This is a genomic window from Richelia intracellularis HH01 (assembly GCF_000350105.1).
Classification (GTDB): domain Bacteria; phylum Cyanobacteriota; class Cyanobacteriia; order Cyanobacteriales; family Nostocaceae; genus Richelia; species Richelia intracellularis.
The window spans coordinates 31404-49701 of sequence record NZ_CAIY01000080.1; the positions used below are offsets into that span (position 1 = coordinate 31404).

Here is an 18298-nt window from a genome sequence, read left to right on the forward strand (position 1 = left end):
CAAGTTATATTAAGAAACAAGCAAGAATTGTTCGGAATGTTAAGTTGACAACTATCATATTCACAAGTTCCCTAATCCCAATTGACTTACTCGTAAGTAAAACTTTAGGAATAGTTCGTGTATTTAGGAGAAGAGCATAACTGGGCAAAATCCCATATTGTAAATTATTTTCTAGTAAGGGATAATGAGTAAAAATTGTATCCAGGTCTATACTTTTTTACTATAAACTTCCTAAGTAGGAATTATCATATTGACTCAGTTATACCAAATCACTTATTTAGCAATTACTGCTTATTATGATCACCTGCAGGATCATTGCTCTGGGTCGCTAGCTATTATTGGGGGGGTAATATATTGGCAAGACTTTTGGAGTAATTGAATAATTTGGTTCAGCAATGAATTATTCAAACTCAATGGAAACCCTGAAAAGCCATATAATACCTACATAGTGTCAGGTTCTTTATGAATATTGATGTCTTGGTTACAAAACTTAATTAGCTTTGGGTAAGATTATTTAATCTACAAAATCTAGTCTCAATTCCAGTCAAGACTTTGATATTGATGACTAAAGGATTTTTATGAGTAATAATAAAAAATACAAACACTTTTCGAAGAAATAATGCTGACTTAATTTCCAAGACAGGACTATATCTTATTTTTTTATAATGGCAAAATTTACTATTACTCTATATGAAGATATAAAAACAGTAGGAAAATCACACGCAATTACCAGTGAAATCAAAACATGTTAAAGTCCTCTCATATAAGTTCACCTGTACGAGAGAAGCTATTTAATGGCATGACTATTATAGTAGAACAAGTGCCTGTAGAAGTAGTCAGTTTGCACTTGTGGGTAAACATTGGTTCTGCAGTTGAATATGATGATATCAATGGCATCTCCCACTTTTTAGAGCATATGGTTTTCAAGGGTACAGAAAGGCTTGAAAGTGGTGAATTTGAACGTCGTATAGAAGAAAGGGGCGCGGTAACAAATGCGGCTACTAGTCAGGATTATTCCCACTACCACATTACTACTGCTCCTAGGGACTTTGCAGATTTGGCACCGTTGCTATTTGATATAGTACTGAACGCAAGCATATTAGATAATGCTTTTGAACAAGAGCGGCTAGTGATTTTGGAGGAAATTCTTCGTTCTGAAGATAACACTCGGTATTGCACCTTTAAAAGGTTAATAGAGGTTGCATTTAATCGGTCACCTTACAAACGTCCTATTCTAGGAACAAAGGAGATAATTTCGCAGTTAAAACCACAACAAATGCGAGATTTTTATAAAAATTGGTATCAACCTATTTCCATGACTGCGGTAGCTGTAGGTAATTTGCCTGTGGGAGGTTTAATTGAGATTCTTGCACAGGAATGTGTTCATAAACTGACTGAAAATGGAAGTTGTAGATTGCCAAAAGTGGAGCAAGAATTACCATTTACAGAAATTGTGCGCAATGAATTTATAGATGAAAGACTACAAAAAGCCAGATTAGTAATTTTATGGCGGGTTCCGGGAATATATCAGTTAGATAAAACTTATGCTCTAGATATTTTGGCTGGGGTTTTGGGAAGAGGAAGAACATCAAGGTTAGTAATGGAGTTACGGGAAGAAAGGGGAATTGCTAATAATATTTACGTAAGAAATATGACAAATCGATACCAGGGAGTATTTTACATTTCCACCCAATGTGAAATAGAGAATATTCCTTTGGTAGAGAGTGCAATTATAAATAATATTCGCAGATTACATACAGGGATGGTCCAAAAGTCAGAAATTGAACGCATTAGTATCAGAGTGGCAAATCAGTTTATTTTTGGTACTGAAAAACCTAGTGACCGTGCTAACTTATATGGTTATTATCAATCGCTAATAGGAGACTTAGAACCTGCTTTCAATTATCCTCTAAATATTTGCCGTCAAACTAGTATGGACCTAATGCAAGCTGCTCAAATGTACTTATCTCCAGATGCTTATGGCGTAGTTGTGGTAAGGCCTAGTGGGAATTGATTAAGTAAGAATAAGACATGGCATCACATTTGGTTAGTCCGGATTTACTAGACTTCAAGCTTTTAGTTATGGATGAATCTAATAGTAGAAGATTTTGTAAAAATTTTTGTCAGTTTGAAAATAAGGACCTAAGGCAAATTTATCATGAAAGTGAAAACACCCTAAATTTAAATCAGAATAATACCTCAAATCTTCATTTCCCGCTTGATATCTGCAAAACGTAAGCTACAAGTTGAAATAAGTAAAAATGACAAATAGACTTTTTACTCATTTCAATTGTAAAATAGCATTGTTTTAGCCTGGGAAAATGACTGTGTTGTCTTGCAGAATTTTAGTAGGGAATGGAATAACTGCTACCATCATTTGGTATGTAAGAGTAAACACTAGAAAAATATGACTTTAGACAATGTGGAATAGCATTGATACCCATATTAGTCGAGTAACTGGTAATCGATTTCAATCTGAACAAAAGTGTTTAGTAGATGGTGGGTCTGTCAATGAAAGCTACATAGTCAATAATGATAAACAGACATACTTTATCAAAGTTAACCAGGCTTCTCAAATTGCCATGTTTGAAGCAGAAGCTTTGGGCTTACAGCAAATATCTGATACTGGTGCTATTCGGACCCCCAAGCCGCTATGTACTGGCATATCGGCTGATTGCTGCTACATAGTAATGGAATACTTATCAATGGGAAATCGTAAAAGTCGCTCATTTATGGAAATGGGGCGAAACCTAGCAAAAATGCATAAAAAAGTCAATATTTCCCAGAAGGGCTTTGGCTGGTATATGCAAAATACTATTGGCTCTACACCTCAAATTAACACTTGGACAGATAATTGGGGAGAATTCTATGCCCAAAATCGTCTTGGTTACCAATTTAGACTGGGAATAAAACGAGGAGGGGATTTTCCCCAAGCAGAGGAGCTAATAGCAAAAACTCCTAAACTACTAGGTGACTATAAACCACAGCCTTCTCTTATTCATGGGGACTTATGGATTGGTAATACTGGTTTTACAATAGATGGGGAACCAGTAGTCTTTGACCCTGCAACTTATTATGGTGACCGTGAAGTTGACATTGCTATGACAGAACTTTTTGGTGGTTTTCCCTGCGATTTCTATCAGGGATATAACGAGGTTTTTATGCTTGACTCTGGATATAAAAATAGAAGGATTCTTTATGGCCTATACCATATTATTAATCATTTTAATTTATTTGGTGGTGGATATGAGTCTCAAGTTAATAGGATGATTCGTCAGATTATAACCTGAAAACATGTTGAATTAGTATAGTTGCACTTGGCTCAAAACTGCCAGGTAAGCCTCTAAAATTCTTTTTATAGAGTGTTAAAATAGATGGGAGATAGTTTAAGTCTCATCTAAATTTAGAGTTGATATTATAGAAATAATAAAGTAATAAAATATATTAGCACTTCAGCACGATTGATTCTTCAATTAATACCTCCAAGATAATATCCTTACAAGATAAATTGCTAATTATAAACCTGGTCATAACGAGATAGTAGAATTAAATCACCTAAACTATTACTAAAACCCTATACCCAATGGCTGATTAGATAATCCCAATATGTCAGATGGAATTATTTTTTGTTTAGTAATTACTACAAACTCTCCTGCTAAATGGTTCTGCATATAATTTCTTGCAGCTATTTCTATGCTATGTTTTAAATGTAGAAATCACGAGCATTATTTTAATGATGCAGATATCAAAAAAAAATTATATTACTTCCGGATACTCATCTGACCATAAGATTTTCTTAGCAGAAGTTAAACGTTGGTCATGATCAGTAGTAAATAATTAAGACAATATCTCGACGACTTTGCAGTGGTTATAATAATTCCCCATTGTATAGCAAAATCCATCGCAGTAATTTCTGCTTTAGCAAGATAAACTTGATAGATAATAATAGGCAGAACTATCAATGATTAAGAATATACATATAAAGCAAAACTTGTAACATAGTTTTCAATTCTCTGCAGTCTTTAGACACAATTGAGTCAACTATCTGTTGGAGTTAAGTTATTATGAAAACTAGTAGTTATTTCTTAGGAACCTGCAATAATGAAACGGTTGGCACTAGTATGCTTCAAATACTGCGAGTTAATAGACCACATCAACTCCTACCAAATTACAAATGACTTGGGCTCCAAATGTATTTGGTCATATTTATCTAGTTAATAATCTTACTTAAGCTACCGCAAATATTTGACTTATTTCTATCTTACAGCTGCTGATTATTATGAACAGCGGGCTTAAAGAATAAAATATTGATTTTGATTTCTATATTTATGATCACAAACAAGATTTTTTATATTCATGGAAAACTTAATCCAATAAATACCAAATTTTATTATATGGGGATATATTTGAGATTTAAAATTAATGAATAATAATCTTATTGATTAGATATAACTTCATGTTCACAAGGAATTTTAGATGGTAATTCAGTAATTTGCTAGCAGTGGATATTGGAACTATTATGAATATAAAACTGTTATAAGAAAGGCAGTTTATGGGAAAATATAGTTGGATACTTTATGCAAGATACTAAGATGTTTAACATATTTAATTATTCGGCTATTCATACTATTATTGATAGTATGAAATTTACACTAATTTCTTGGATAAGAAGCCACTCAAGCAGAAATTAATAGCGGCGATTTGAATTTACTTATGAATAATGGATTTTTACTTTTATTATTTTTAGCTTTTTACATAGTAAATAATTTTTAAATTAAGTCGTTGCTCAGTTAGTATATTTATCAAGTTAAAATTTCCCAGTATGGTATAAATTTAAGCTATTTGTTGGGAAGAAACAGTTTTTTCGTTTATTTATTCTGCGTTATTACAGTTAGAAACCATTATTTACTTGTATAGTAGATATTAACAGTATAAATTATGAGACTGTTATTATAGTCATCTTTCTTATAATTGATTTTGGTGCTGTTAGGAGATTTCAGGTAGAGTCTATAGCAAAAAACTCCTAGTAGTAAACCTTTGACTTATTAGGGGTTAATTTTGGTGTTGGTTATATTTTTGTGCAGGCTCAATAGTTATTTAATTTTAGTATTGGAGAAATATTTTCTACGTATCATTTCTGCTATTTAATCACACTCAAAAGCTAGTATGATTAAAATCAAAAGGAGATTTTATAACAAAGTGTAAAATAATATGTGAGCACTCACAATTCTCCAGCTAACATCATGGAACTACAGCAGATTGAAACCTATCTTAACAGTCCCGATGCCCAAAACCGAATCAGGGGCATTGTGGGGTTACGAAACCATAGCCCCGAAGTGGCTGTTCCCCTTCTAAAAAAGCGAATGTACGATAGGGAATTTATGATTCGCTCTTATGTTGCAATGGGCTTTGGTTATAAACAAACAGAAGAGGGATTTCAGTCACTCTTAGATATAATTGCTAACGAAAAAGATCCAAATGTACGGGCAGAAGCTGCTAATTCCCTAGCAAAGTACGGTTTAGAAAGGGCTTTGCCCTATTTAGAACGATTATTTGAGCAGGAGTCTCATTGGCTGGTAAGACAAAGTATTTTTGCCGTGATAGAAGAGGTAATAGATTCGAAAATGCTGCTAAGAATATGCCAGATTGGTCTAGAGGGAAGAGATCCCCTTGTCAAACAAACGGCAGTATCTCAGTTAGGTCGGTTATCCAACACCTCCCAAAAGGTAGTAGCATTGGAAATGCTACTACCTTTTGTTAAATCCGACGTTTGGCAAATGCGTTCTAGAGTGGCCAATGTATTAAGGAAATTTGATTCTTTACCAGAAGCACAAGAAGCCTTATCACAACTGCGACAGGATCCAGACTACAGAGTTGTAGCCGCTATTCTAGAAGGGTGTTTGTAGATTCATAATATTGGGAATATTCTCTCTTCAGTATGGGGATCGAATAAAAATAATTTACTTAGATCAACTCCCAAGCGAAGTAAATCGCCTGGGTTAATATTTCTATTGGCTGTAATAATTGCATTGATAATTATATTTGAGCCTGTTAAACCAAGACGAACAAATGTTTCTCTACCTAAAGTTTCTACTACCTTTACTTCTCCAAGCAGGCTAGGATCATTGTCCTCGTAATTGAGAGTTAGATGTTCAGGACGAATACCCAAATCAATTGTCTGTCCTGGGTTGAAATTTAATTTTTGTTGAATTTCTGAAATTATGGGTAGAAAATTTCCTGCTACATTGAAGCCTTCTCCGGTATAAGTTCCATGCAGGATATTCATCGGGGGATTGCCAATAAAAGTTGCTACAATGCGGTTGGCTGGTTGGTTATAAATAGTTTGTGGTGTTCCCACCTGTTGAATTTTACCCCCTTGAAGAACTACGATTTTATCTGCCAAAGTCATGGCTTCAACTTGGCTATGGGTGACGTAAATGGTCGTAATCCCAATAGAACGATGTAACTCTTTCAATTCATGTCTAGTATTATCACGTAGCTTAGTATCCAAATTAGATAAAGGCTCATCTAATAAAAATACTTTGGGTTGACGAGCAATCGCTCTCCCTAAAGCTACCCTCTGCTGTTGTCCCCCAGAAAGTTGTTTGGGCTTGCGCTCCAAAAGCCCTTCTAAAACTAATGACTGAGCGACTATAGCTATCCTCTCTTGAATAAGATGATGTTTGACTCCCCGCATTCGTAAACCAAAAGCAAGATTTTGCCTCACAGTCATATGGGGGTATAAGGCATAATTTTGGAATACCATTGACACATCTCGTTTCCTAGCAGGGATATCATTCATAAGCTTATCCCCTATGTAGATTTTGCCAAAATTAGTAGTTTCTAACCCTGCAATAGTTCTTAAAATAGTTGACTTGCCGCATCCAGAAGGACCCACTAAGACCCAAAACTCCCCATCAGGAATATCCAGAGAAATATCTGTGATCGCTACCACATTATTAAATACATGCTTAACATTTTGTAATATAACTCTTGCCATTATTTTTGGGTTTTTAATGCTTCCACAAACCTGATATAAGTTTTGAATTGTAGCCTGCTAGTTGAATATTTAGTTAGAATTTGCTTCCTTTTTACTTTATCAACTCTTCTCTTCTCGGCTCCAGGCAGGATGAGCCATTAGTGAAGCAAAAACTCTAACACCCCGCAACTGATTAGATAAAGGTAAATGTCCTCTGGGTGCATCTATACTCCAAATAAATTCTTTCGGATAGCGAGTCCAATTATTACCTTTTTTCCAGCCGATTTTATTCCAAATACTTTCCCAATTTTTGCCCAAAGCAAGACAAATTTCTCTTTGTACAGAGAAGCCAAACTTTCCTTCAGAGTTCACTAACCACAAATTATTAATAGTTTGTAAATCCACAATTGGGAAATTATTTACTTCTGTGAAATATAACCACTTGCGTTTGACAGCGCTATCCCCGGCCAACTCGCACATTTTCTGATTTGTCATGCGATCAGCCACTTCCCAGTTCTGCACGGCCAGCAACTTTTCGATAGGGCTATAGTTAATATTACGTTCTGACTCGAGTTTAACAACACCCTGAGGAAAATAGTCTTGCAAAAATTTTTGAATATTAGGGAGTTTAGAATTATAGAGAATTTGGTAAGCTCTACCATCTGATGGAGTCGCCTTACTCCCTCGGCGTTTTAGCAAAAATTCCATTAAAACATCTAGTCCTAATCCACCAAGGTTACCCAACTGTGGTATCAACTTTTTTTGAACCTTCTCAGACCCAGTAATCAACTGGTTGCAGAGGGATTTAATATCATCACTAGTAGTATCTGATACATTTATTGGGTCTGTCATACAATTACTCGTAAGATCTGTTCGGTGGAACAACAGTTAATCACCGGCTAAAAACTATAAGGAATTATGGCTAATTCCTTATAGTTTTTAGAGGCAAGAAAAACAGAAGAAGACACTTTTATTATTGTACAGTTAATTAGAGAGTTAAATATCTTGCATCTGAATTTTTTGTAGTTTTATAGATTAGGCTAACGCTTCCGATAATCTAACCAATTAGGGATCACAATGTTAAATTAATCTGTTGAAAGCACTATCATCTTGATGGTACAAAGTCTTCGTATTTCATTTTTTCGTGGTTCATTGATATTAAGCAATTACGCGTTGGCAGGATCCTTTGAATTGTTTGGTTTTATTCCGGTTTATTTAAAATAAGAAAAAATTTAATAAACTAATGTACTCTGGAAATTCCAAATGTCAAACTCACCTTAATTTCTGGGTTTCAAGCTCCAATTAGTTTAGATTAAGTTTCTTATAAAACTGAAAGTTCAGTCTGAACTACAATAATTTTTATAGAAATGCATAAAGGAAGTAAGAGATTTAACGATTTCCTATTGTGTCTGACAATTTAAAAATCCAAACCCGAGTGTGTATTCTTCTGCCACATGTTCGAAATAATAGAGTCGATTAAGTATTTATTCGACTTTCTTTCAGCCTTGGCAATTAAGATTAAAAAAGAGTAAAACTCTTAATCTACCTAGTGGCATTTTAAAAACTAAATAAGCTAGAATCAACTGGCTTTCTAAAAACCAGAACTTCCTTGATTTAATTTGCGGTACAAAAATTAGGAGTATTTGATGTACAAAAGAGTTTCTCCCCCAACAATTGGATCAAAAGTCATATTCGAAAATGGTGAGCCGATTGTTCCTGATAATCCCATTATCCCTTTTATTCGTGGTGATGGCACTGGTCGTGATATTTGGCCTACTGCTAGCAAAGTAATCGATGCAGCTGTACAGGAGGCTTATAAAGGTAAGCGAATGATTAGCTGGTTTAAGGTCTATGCAGGGGATGAAGCTTGTGATTTGTATGGAAGTCACCAGTATTTACCCGAAGATACCTTAACAGCAATTCGTGAGTATGGCATAGCTATAAAGGGTCCTTTAACTACCCCTGTAGGTGGTGGTATTCGCTCTTTAAATGTAGCCCTGAGACAAGTTTTTGATTTATATGCCTGTATCCGTCCTTGTTGCTATTACGCAGGTACTCCTTCGCCTCATAAAAACCCAGAAAAACTGGATATAATTGTTTATCGGGAAAATACCGAAGATATTTATTTAGGAATCGAATGGAAGCAGGGTAGTAAAATTGGCAATCAGTTAATTAGAATCCTAAATGAGGAAATGATCCCCGCTACTCCGGAACATGGAAAAAAGCAAATTCCCATAGATGCAGGGATTGGGATTAAACCAATTAGCAAAAATGGCTCCCAGCGTCTTGTCAGACGTGCCATCAAACACGCCTTATTATTGCCTAAAGATAAACAAGTAGTGACTTTGGTACATAAGGGCAATATTATGAAATATACTGAAGGTGCTTTTCGTGATTGGGGTTATGAATTAGCAACCAGTGAATTTCGTCAAGATTGTGTTACAGAAAGGGAGTCATGGATTCTAGGTAACAAAGAAAAAAACCCAGAGATTACATTTGAAGAAAATGCCCGAATGATTGATCCTGGTTTTGATGCTCTAACAGAAGAAAAGAAAGCCGAAATTGTTAGGGAAGTAGAAACAGTTATTAACTCCATTTGGTTATCTCATGGTGAAGGTAAGTGGAAAGGTAAAGTAATGGTAAATGATCGCATTGCAGATAGTATTTTCCAACAAATCCAAATCCGCCCCGATGAATATTCGATTCTTGCTACCATGAATTTGAATGGAGATTATCTATCTGATGCAGCCGCCGCAATTGTTGGCGGCCTGGGGATGGGGCCTGGGGCAAATATTGGCGACTCAGCAGCAATATTTGAAGCTACCCATGGCACTGCTCCCAAACATGCAGGGTTAGATAAAATTAATCCAGGTTCTGTAATTTTATCTGGGGTAATGATGCTGGAATACATGGGTTGGCATGAGGCTGCACACTTAATAAAAAAAGGTTTAGCTAGTGCAATTGCTAGTCGCCAGACAACCTATGACCTAGCAAGGTTGATGGAGCCGCCTGCGGAACCATTGAAATGCTCTCAATTTGGCGAGGCAATTATTCAACACTTTGGTTAGATAAGTAAATCATATTTTGTAGAAAAATGAAGTAACATATCCAATTTATTATCCTGATAGAGTTGCTACGAGGAGCATTGCAGCTTATAGCCCTAAAGTTCAGGCAGGTATCTGTTGTATTCAATGAATTTAAATTAACTAGCAAGTGTAATTATCTTTCATTGGATGAGCAGGGATGTGCTTGATGCAGACGGTGATCAGGTGAAAGTTGAGTTAGTTATATGTAGGTTCAATATTTTGCCACAAGAATAATTACTCATCTAAATGGTAACCTGGTTAAAAATAATTGATTGTAAATAGAGGGTGCTAGAATACATCTCATAATTTACACCATGAATTTTGCTGAGATTAAATTCATGGTAATTTTTGCAGTTTATCTCCTAGATTATAATTATGGTCAATGGTATTTTCAATAAATCAACTTACTCGATTATATAACTTACAAAACTCATCATGACAGCAACAACGCTCAATTTTCACAAAAACGTTTCATCTCCTCAGGAAGATAAAAGACCCCACTGGCGAAACAATAACATAGCCTTCAGTTTATTAGCTTCATTTTACCTGACTACAATCTCAGCAGGAAATTAATAAAAAACGGGAACTATGGGCGGTACAGGACTCGAACCTGTGACATCCTGCTTGTAAGGCAGGCGCTCTACCAACTGAGCTAACTGCCCGTTTTCTTTATGATTTTTAATCATAACAAACTTGTCTGGATTATGCTAGTTTTTTTCAAAAAACTTCTGGGCTTATTTCTTGAGTTTTAGGATTACACTCAAAATACTATCCTATCTTTCTTTATATTTTAGAAGGTTAGGACTACATGAGAACTGTGCTTCTATAACAAATTCTAATGTTGAACAGTCTACTGAAAAACTTATTGTAATAGGCTGGCCTGTTAGTCGCTTTATAATGTAAACTCGGCAGGTCTTCCTAACCCAAAATCTTTTTATGCCCTCAGGTAGGATACATGATCGCATTACATTATGGACTTTGCCATGGTTAGCCACAATAGTCTTCTGGCAAACTTATAGTGGTAATGTTACTTTATTGATTGTTGGCGGGTTCCTGTTTGGAGGATTAATGTTTGGTCCTGATTTGGATATTTACTCCCGTCATTACAAACGTTGGGGTTGGTTTCGGTGGGTTTGGCTTCCTTATCAAAAAAGTCTACGTCATCGCTCTTTTCTCTCCCATGGTCCCATTATTGGTACTACTTTGCGGTTGATTTATTTGTTTTGTGTCGTCTGTTTATTTTGGTTTTTGTTGTTGTTATTTACCCGAGATATCCTTAATTTAAATTGGAATTGGGAGATAGCAGGAAAATCCATATTTCATTATCGGAAAGAGTTTTTTACCTTATTTTTGGGAATGGAGTTAGGAGCCATGAGTCATTATTTAATTGATTGGACGAGTTCAGTCTACAAGGATTTAAAAAAAAAGGTATTTATGACTGGCTATCCAGTGGAAAAATAAAGAAGCATAAAATAAGTGATCGTACTAACAAGTTACCACAGACAAAAATTAGTAAGAGTCGCAGTCGCATAAAGTAAACCCATAAAAAGTTCATAAGGACAACCTTAATAACTCTTTAAAAACTCTGAGAAAAACAGTATTATGTATACTGCGATAGCATCTTGATTTAAATTTAGTTTGGTATTTTCGGAGTCTAAAAACTAGAATAAGAGAATAATGATATTACCGTCATATAAATTTAGAAGATTAGTAAGTTTGTGTAAAACCAAAAAAATTAAAGTATAGAGTCTATTTAATCAGATATCATTTCTAGAATTACTATTATTTGAGTAAAGCTATATGTATGGCTAAGTGCAATTTATTAGAATTAGATTGAAGAATCTAATCATATATTATAACACTTATTATTACTGAGAAATTAGAATCCTATTTAATAGCAGTATACAATTAAGCATTGCAATATAAATTAGGTTATATAGTGTTCATATAAACCCATAATTTATCGCAAATTTTTTAATATACACAACTAAAGTTCCTACTGTGAATTCACCCTCGGCTAAATGGTAGTAGGGAAATCAATTCCCCCTATTAACTTTATTTTGAAACACACCTGAAGAAAGATTTAGCCCAGTTACAACTAATCCTACAAGACGACCTAATCCATTCAAAATTCGGTAGAATCCTTGTAAGTAAATAATCTCTCCTGTATGTATTCTCATTATTAGCCCAGGGGATATTCCTAGACTAACAGACTATTCTCTAACTAGAGTAGTTAGCATTCCTGTCAAAATATTTGTAATCAAGAGAAAGCAAATAATAATACCCAGAATACGGTGATACTTACGGTATAAATGCTTCATGTTAAAGGCTTTAAAACATAAGATAAATTAGGGAATCGGTAAACAAATAAAGGGGCTTGGTAAACAAATTAAGAAGAGTACTAATAATAACTGACGCAATCAACAATCTAATATCTTCAATTCTTGATGTTTAATTTAGTAATTATATAATAGTATATGTTCAAATAAAAGGTATATTAGAAGTATTTTCAACCCATACACAGAATATGTTACAAACACCAGCTTATTAGTATAATGCAGGTAAATAATATTATCCTCTGATTTTGATTCAATATCCTATCTGAAAATCGATTGTTCAAAGAACAGACTAACATATATACTTCCACCCATATTTATTAATGGGTATATGAAATAGATTATAAATAGATATTAGTTTGGAAGATAGGAGATTTTCACTTGAGAACCCTAAACACAAAAATTGAATTCCGATTGATGAAAACTAAAGATACACCTGCGAAAACTTGTCAGCATGTCAAATTAACAGAGTGTTAGTTTTATAATTATAAGATTAGAGCTAGAGTAATCTATACACAAATAATTATGACTGTTTGTACCCCGAAATCCTATACTTATATAAGATTTTTCGTAAGATTATATAGATATAGGTTTTCTTGGAGTTTTACCATACTATAGACTATTTTCCATCTAAGAGGAGTTTTCCCTAATTTTTGATTAGATGTCATCCTCAAATGAAAGTGGTATATAGTAAATGAAATACCTTAATTGACAGCCTCCGGTAGAATTAGCATTGCATCTCCAAAAGAATAGAAACGATATCCAGAAATGATTGCTTGTTGGTAAATATTTAATAATCTTTCTCTCCCAATTAAAGCACTCACCAACATCAATAAACTAGAACGGGGCAAATGAAAGTTAGTAATTAAGCCATCAACTACTTTCCACTTATAACCAGGATAAATAAACAAGTTACTCTTACCACAAAATGGTTGAACTGCTCCTGACGCTGCAGCTGATTCTAAAGATCTTACCACTGTTGTTCCTACCGCAATAATACGACCTCCATCTGCTCGGGTCTTGTGAATTTTTTCTACTGTTTCAGCAGAAACCTTAATCCACTCCCCATGCATTTTATGCTTTGTAATGTTTTCTACTTCCACCGGACGGAATGTACCTATGCCGACATGAAGAGTTACAAATGCCTGATTAATACCTCGTGATTGCAATTTTTTCAGTAAACTTGGTGTAAAGTGTAGTCCTGCTGTGGGTGCTGCAACTGCTCCTGGATATTCTGCATATATCGTTTGGTATTTTTCCTTCCCAGAATGGTTCTTATTAATATAAGGGGGTAAAGGTATTTCCCCAAATACATCTAATAGTTCTATTAAACTTATCCCTTCTGGCAATTCAAATCTTAATAATCTCCCTCCGGTTGCTTGATCACTTCCTACTACAGTTGCTTTCATTTCTCTGCCTAAATTAAACTTACTTCCATTCTTCTGTGTTCCAGTAGTAAAAATAAGTTCTGTTCCCAACTTGAAACGCTTTCCTGGCTTAACTAAAGCTAACCAATAATTATGCTGCCTCTCCTCTAATAGTAACACTTCTATTTCTGCTCCTGTGGACTTATGGCCATGTAACCTGGCCGGAATAACTCTGGTGTTATTCATCACTAGTAAATCTCCTGGCTGAAGTATATTAGGTAAATTACGGAATACTTCACAAGTAGGTTGTTTACTATTACCAGTATTAACAGAATCAACTATCAAGAGTTTAGAACTATCCCTAGGAGAGGCAGGATTTTGAGCAATGATGTCTATAGGTAATTCATAGTCATATCCAGATAAACACAATTCTAGATTATTAACAGCTAAGACACTATTACTATTCTGTTTTAGTGGTAAGCCAAGAGCAGAGGCGGTTTTCATTTCATTGTTTCCCTGATTCGAAACAGTATTTTCACCAGTCATATGTTTTGTCATTGATTTATTAATATTTAAAGAAAGCAAAAATATTGATTACAAGAGTTTTTGAGAAATACAAATATAATACAAAGTTAATAACATTGAATAAATGAGAACGATTTTAAGGACTGAGTAGATGTTTAACCGAAAATAATCGATAAAGCTCAATTAATATAATTGGTATGGGTTCACAGTAATTCTTCTGTTTCCCACACTAATTAATGTACCTGTGGAGAAGGATGCGATACCCAATTATTCATCCCTACAGCCATGTAATGAGAAATATAATATATCAAGCGCATTACTATGTGGAGAGATTATAAATGATTTCAGAGGGGGTTTGAAAATTAAGGGATTCTGTAAAATTCAATAAATTAATTATGGAGACATAAGCAATTGAAAATTATATTACAAGTGAAATTTTAACCACCTTGTTTTTAAACCTTCTACTAATATTTTTTTTGTACTCTGGTATATTTATTTTGTCGCAAAATAAATATACCACTGTGGATTCTTCAGTTTGTATCTGATACCAGATCTTACTTATTTTCCCACAAATATCATGTTCGATATCAGAGCAAATAATTGTATCAACTTATCTTCTCTCAATTTTGAATATAAATGGAGAATGTTTTCACTCAAAATATCAACATTAAATAGCTATACACCCAAGATTTTATATTTGCTTTTGTGGATTTATAGCTTTTCTTTTCTATTAGTGTTATCCAACAAGTTATTCTTTGATATCTGACGAAGTAATACCCAATTTATTTTTTTATGTTGGAGTTGAAGATATAATGGTTTGTTTATAATCATATGGGCACTCTTTCACTTCAAATTATCATTCTTAGGAAGAATACCAACATTTGACTTCCTTAAGATATAGATATATTGGATCTTAGTCATAGTAATTGGTATCTTGCTTGTAGAATATGTTTTAAGGGGTAAGATTTTTTCGAGTTTAATATTTACTCAATTTCTATTGTTTTCTATGCTAGGCTACCCACTTTTTATTCTCTGTCGTTTTTAGTCAAGTTGTCAAATGATGGTTTGCTCTGCTATACAAACTAGTTTTTATTTCCTAAATTTAGACTGAAATCCTTGTAAATTAAGTAAACTTACACATAGTACAAGGTGGCTGTTACCCTAACGGAGAAGATTGTGAATGAATATATAAGGGATGTAGAAATGGTTTTAATTCGAAGCAACAATATAGAATACTTGTATTATTTGGCGAATGCCAGCCCCAATTTGTGTATGGTCTATACATAAATAAATTCCCATTTCCTTGCTCACAGTTATTCATCAAAATAGATGTTTGGATTGTTAGGGTCAAGCTGGCAAAATAATTAAGCTCTCGGTAAGAGAGTAATATTCGTGCTTGTTTAACTGATCTAAAGTATTAGCTATAAAATGCCAAGATGTGCAAAAATTAGTCTTTGGTATTTGGAAACAGGGGAGAATAATCTAGTTGATTTTATGTATTGCTATCATGTTACGACCGTATCTCATGGCAATCAAGCATCAAAAAAAAAGAGATTGAAAGCTCTCAATAAGGATTTGTGAGAGGTTTAGGTTATTGCCTAGAAACTTGCTCCTAACCAATATTAATTTGAATGATTTTATTCCACTATAATATAAACGATAATAGTTAGATTTTTCCTGATGACCTCTACCTAATAAGCCCTGAATTATAGAACAATAAAAAATGTGTTTATCTATTCTTCAGAAAATCAGCAATCTGTTCTCATAATAGGATGCTATACTAATCCTATATTTTCATAAACTCACCAAAAGTAGACATCATATTGATATTATCAGTTTAAACTACTCGTACACAGATTATGGATTTATAAAATTATTTCAATGGTTTAGCTTATTAATAAGTTACCCAAACTAGCAAGACTTAATAAGTTTCGAAGCTCTTCAACGTAATAGATTGCCTATAGTTTACAACAGCATTTATTCTAAACCCCAGTTTATAATTCAGTAGGATAGCTCATTATTTATAATGATAAAAACCCCCTCCTATTATTTTTTCATTAAGGTTTGATAGCCAAAAAATAGCAACATAGAATAAATAGAAATAATTTTTAACCTGGATACATAACTAAAAGCATTTCTGTACTTACATCTTTAATCTGAATAGGTGATGATTTGTTTACATATAATGGTTAAAAGAGGATATTCGTCACAAGCTCAACTATTATCATTAACTCTTTCTGATGGTATTAGCAACGGCTAATATATAATCACCTATCAGCACTAGTAATATTTACTCTACACATAATGGTAAAAAAGTAGTATTCTGCAAAAATTAAAACTTATAGCATGTATATTCTCATGTGATATATCATCCTAAGATACCAAATGTTAGGATAATAAATTAAAGGGTAGTTTATCTTAAATAAAATATTAAGATGATTATTAGATTTATTAATAAATTTCAAAAAGCTCAAAACAAATATAATAAAAGCTTTGAGCTTTTCGCCTGCTTATTTATAACAGGATTTTTCTGGATTGTAGTGTCTATTTACTTTACTCCCTTTGCATCAGCAATCAACTATAATAATCGAATTCTAGAATCAACTGATTTTTCTAGACAGGATTTAACAGATTCTAGTTTTGATCATGCTAATCTCCGTAAAAGTAATTTTAGTAACTCTAATCTGCAGGGGGTGAGATTTTTCTCAGCAAACTTGTCTAGAAGTAATTTTACTGGTAGTAACATGAGATATTCTGATTTAGAATCAGCCCGTTTGACTAATGCAAACCTCACAAATACAATTTTAGAAGGGGCTTTTTGTACTAATACCCTATTTGATGGCTCAATCATTAACGGTGCAGATTTCACAGACGTTTACTTCCGCACTTCTGTACGAAATAAGCTCTGTGAAGTAGCTAAAGGTAACAATCCAACCACTGGCAGAAAAACCCGTGACACATTAATGTGCCCCTGAAGAATATAATATATGTCTCAGGTTGAAATAAATCATATTTTGCATTATTCATTAAGTGCAATATAGAGTTATATTAGTACATGACTTATCTCTATCTGCTGAGATTTATTCTCGACCTAACACTAAGATGACTTTAAATTCATCTAATTCTTGAGTACAAACTATCAAAATCCTATTTTACTCAAGTGAGATGAATGGAAAATACCAGAAGACGTATCCTAAATTTTTCATAATTCTATGTATAATTTATATTAAGTAATAATGAAATTATTACTAATAACAGGACTATATTTTAAATAAACTCTAGTAACAATACAACTCAAAATCCTTGGGGCGATTATCTTCGCTATTTTAGGGCATCAGTATAACTAAATATTTAAGAATATTTCTGAATTTAGGAGTATAAGGAAGCTATAAAATATATATCCTGTTTTTCTGTAACTATAAGCATATTCTTTATGATTTTCCATGTCTGCTTTTTATCAGCATAAACAAGTTAATTTGGATATTTAGTTTTCATGATCCCTTAAAAATTATCCACATTTGATTTTTTCTGACACTCCTCCTTACAGAAGGGTAAAATTTTGTATCCAAGGTCTTTGATAAGATTACTCCACTTAAAATAGAACTAATAATCTCTTCTCTGAATATGCTGTTATGACATATTTGAAATAATATCTTCGCTTCTTAGCAGAATAATCCAGTTTTTGTTTTCCCTAGATATCAATGGTCTTGAATGAGACTTTCAACTCTGTAAATGAAAAACTACTCAGCCCCACAAAAATGATTAATAAAAATATTTATATATGTTCTAATTAAATCTTTGATAATGCAGTTTCTTAGCCAAAAGTACACTAAGATATTCTTTATAATCTATGTATATAAGAATAGGCTTAAATTAATTTTAAAACCTAATAATTATCACAAAAATTTTTAATAAATCAATATCTTGGATAATATTTAACATAAAAATTATCGGTCATTATAATTGAATAACCAAGTCTTAATATCATGCTAAAAAGTATATTGG

The 18298-nt window shown here is 33.4% G+C and carries 10 protein-coding genes and 1 tRNA gene; 6 read left to right on the forward strand and 5 right to left on the reverse strand.

Going from position 1 to position 18298, the window contains the following annotated elements:
* The first annotated feature begins 745 nt into the window (after window positions 1-745).
* The 3 genes from RINTHH_RS08590 (at window position 746) to RINTHH_RS08600 (ending at window position 5906) form a co-directional block, all read left to right on the forward strand.
* Window positions 746-2014 (forward strand): M16 family metallopeptidase, encoded by a 1269-nt coding sequence (locus tag RINTHH_RS08590; protein WP_008235476.1) that lies wholly within the window; start codon window positions 746-748, stop codon window positions 2012-2014.
* Between the two features lie 406 nt (window positions 2015-2420).
* Window positions 2421-3290 carry a fructosamine kinase family protein gene (locus RINTHH_RS08595; RefSeq protein ID WP_008235477.1) on the forward strand — a complete coding sequence of 290 codons (870 nt, stop codon included), beginning with the start codon at window positions 2421-2423 and terminating at the stop codon, window positions 3288-3290.
* Between the two features lie 1953 nt (window positions 3291-5243).
* Complete coding sequence (locus tag RINTHH_RS08600) at window positions 5244-5906, forward strand: HEAT repeat domain-containing protein (RefSeq protein WP_008235481.1); 663 nt, start codon at window positions 5244-5246, stop codon at window positions 5904-5906.
* A 2-nt stretch (window positions 5907-5908) separates the two neighbouring features.
* Here the strand turns inward: RINTHH_RS08600 and RINTHH_RS08605 are convergent, their stop codons facing one another.
* Complete coding sequence (locus tag RINTHH_RS08605; protein WP_008235483.1) at window positions 5909-7000, reverse strand: ABC transporter ATP-binding protein; 1092 nt, start codon at window positions 6998-7000, stop codon at window positions 5909-5911.
* 99 nt (window positions 7001-7099) lie between these two features.
* Window positions 7100-7831 (reverse strand): GUN4 domain-containing protein, encoded by a 732-nt coding sequence (locus RINTHH_RS08610; protein ID WP_008235484.1) that lies wholly within the window; start codon window positions 7829-7831, stop codon window positions 7100-7102.
* A 794-nt stretch (window positions 7832-8625) separates the two neighbouring features.
* On the opposite strand from RINTHH_RS08610, the gene RINTHH_RS08615 reads away from it, so the two are divergent.
* Window positions 8626-10047, forward strand: coding sequence for an NADP-dependent isocitrate dehydrogenase (locus tag RINTHH_RS08615; RefSeq protein WP_008235488.1), 1422 nt, complete (start codon window positions 8626-8628; stop codon window positions 10045-10047).
* A gap of 607 nt (window positions 10048-10654) precedes the next feature.
* Here RINTHH_RS08615 and RINTHH_RS08620 read toward each other — a convergent pair.
* Window positions 10655-10727 (reverse strand) — tRNA-Val (locus RINTHH_RS08620).
* Between the two features lie 274 nt (window positions 10728-11001).
* Between RINTHH_RS08620 and RINTHH_RS08625 the strand changes: the two genes are divergently transcribed.
* Window positions 11002-11526 (forward strand): metal-binding protein, encoded by a 525-nt coding sequence (locus RINTHH_RS08625; RefSeq protein WP_008235490.1) that lies wholly within the window; start codon window positions 11002-11004, stop codon window positions 11524-11526.
* A gap of 575 nt (window positions 11527-12101) precedes the next feature.
* Here RINTHH_RS08625 and RINTHH_RS11595 read toward each other — a convergent pair.
* Both RINTHH_RS11595 and queA read right to left on the reverse strand, forming a co-directional pair.
* A complete protein-coding gene (locus RINTHH_RS11595) occupies window positions 12102-12245 on the reverse strand; it encodes a hypothetical protein (RefSeq protein ID WP_008235492.1) in 144 nt (47 codons plus the stop codon).
* 860 nt (window positions 12246-13105) lie between these two features.
* Window positions 13106-14272: a tRNA preQ1(34) S-adenosylmethionine ribosyltransferase-isomerase QueA gene (gene queA, locus RINTHH_RS08635; protein ID WP_008235494.1), complete on the reverse strand. Its 1167-nt coding sequence runs from the start codon at window positions 14270-14272 to the stop codon at window positions 13106-13108.
* 2456 nt (window positions 14273-16728) lie between these two features.
* Between queA and RINTHH_RS08640 the strand changes: the two genes are divergently transcribed.
* A complete protein-coding gene (locus RINTHH_RS08640; protein ID WP_008235496.1) occupies window positions 16729-17268 on the forward strand; it encodes a pentapeptide repeat-containing protein in 540 nt (179 codons plus the stop codon).
* Window positions 17269-18298: the final 1030 nt, after the last annotated feature.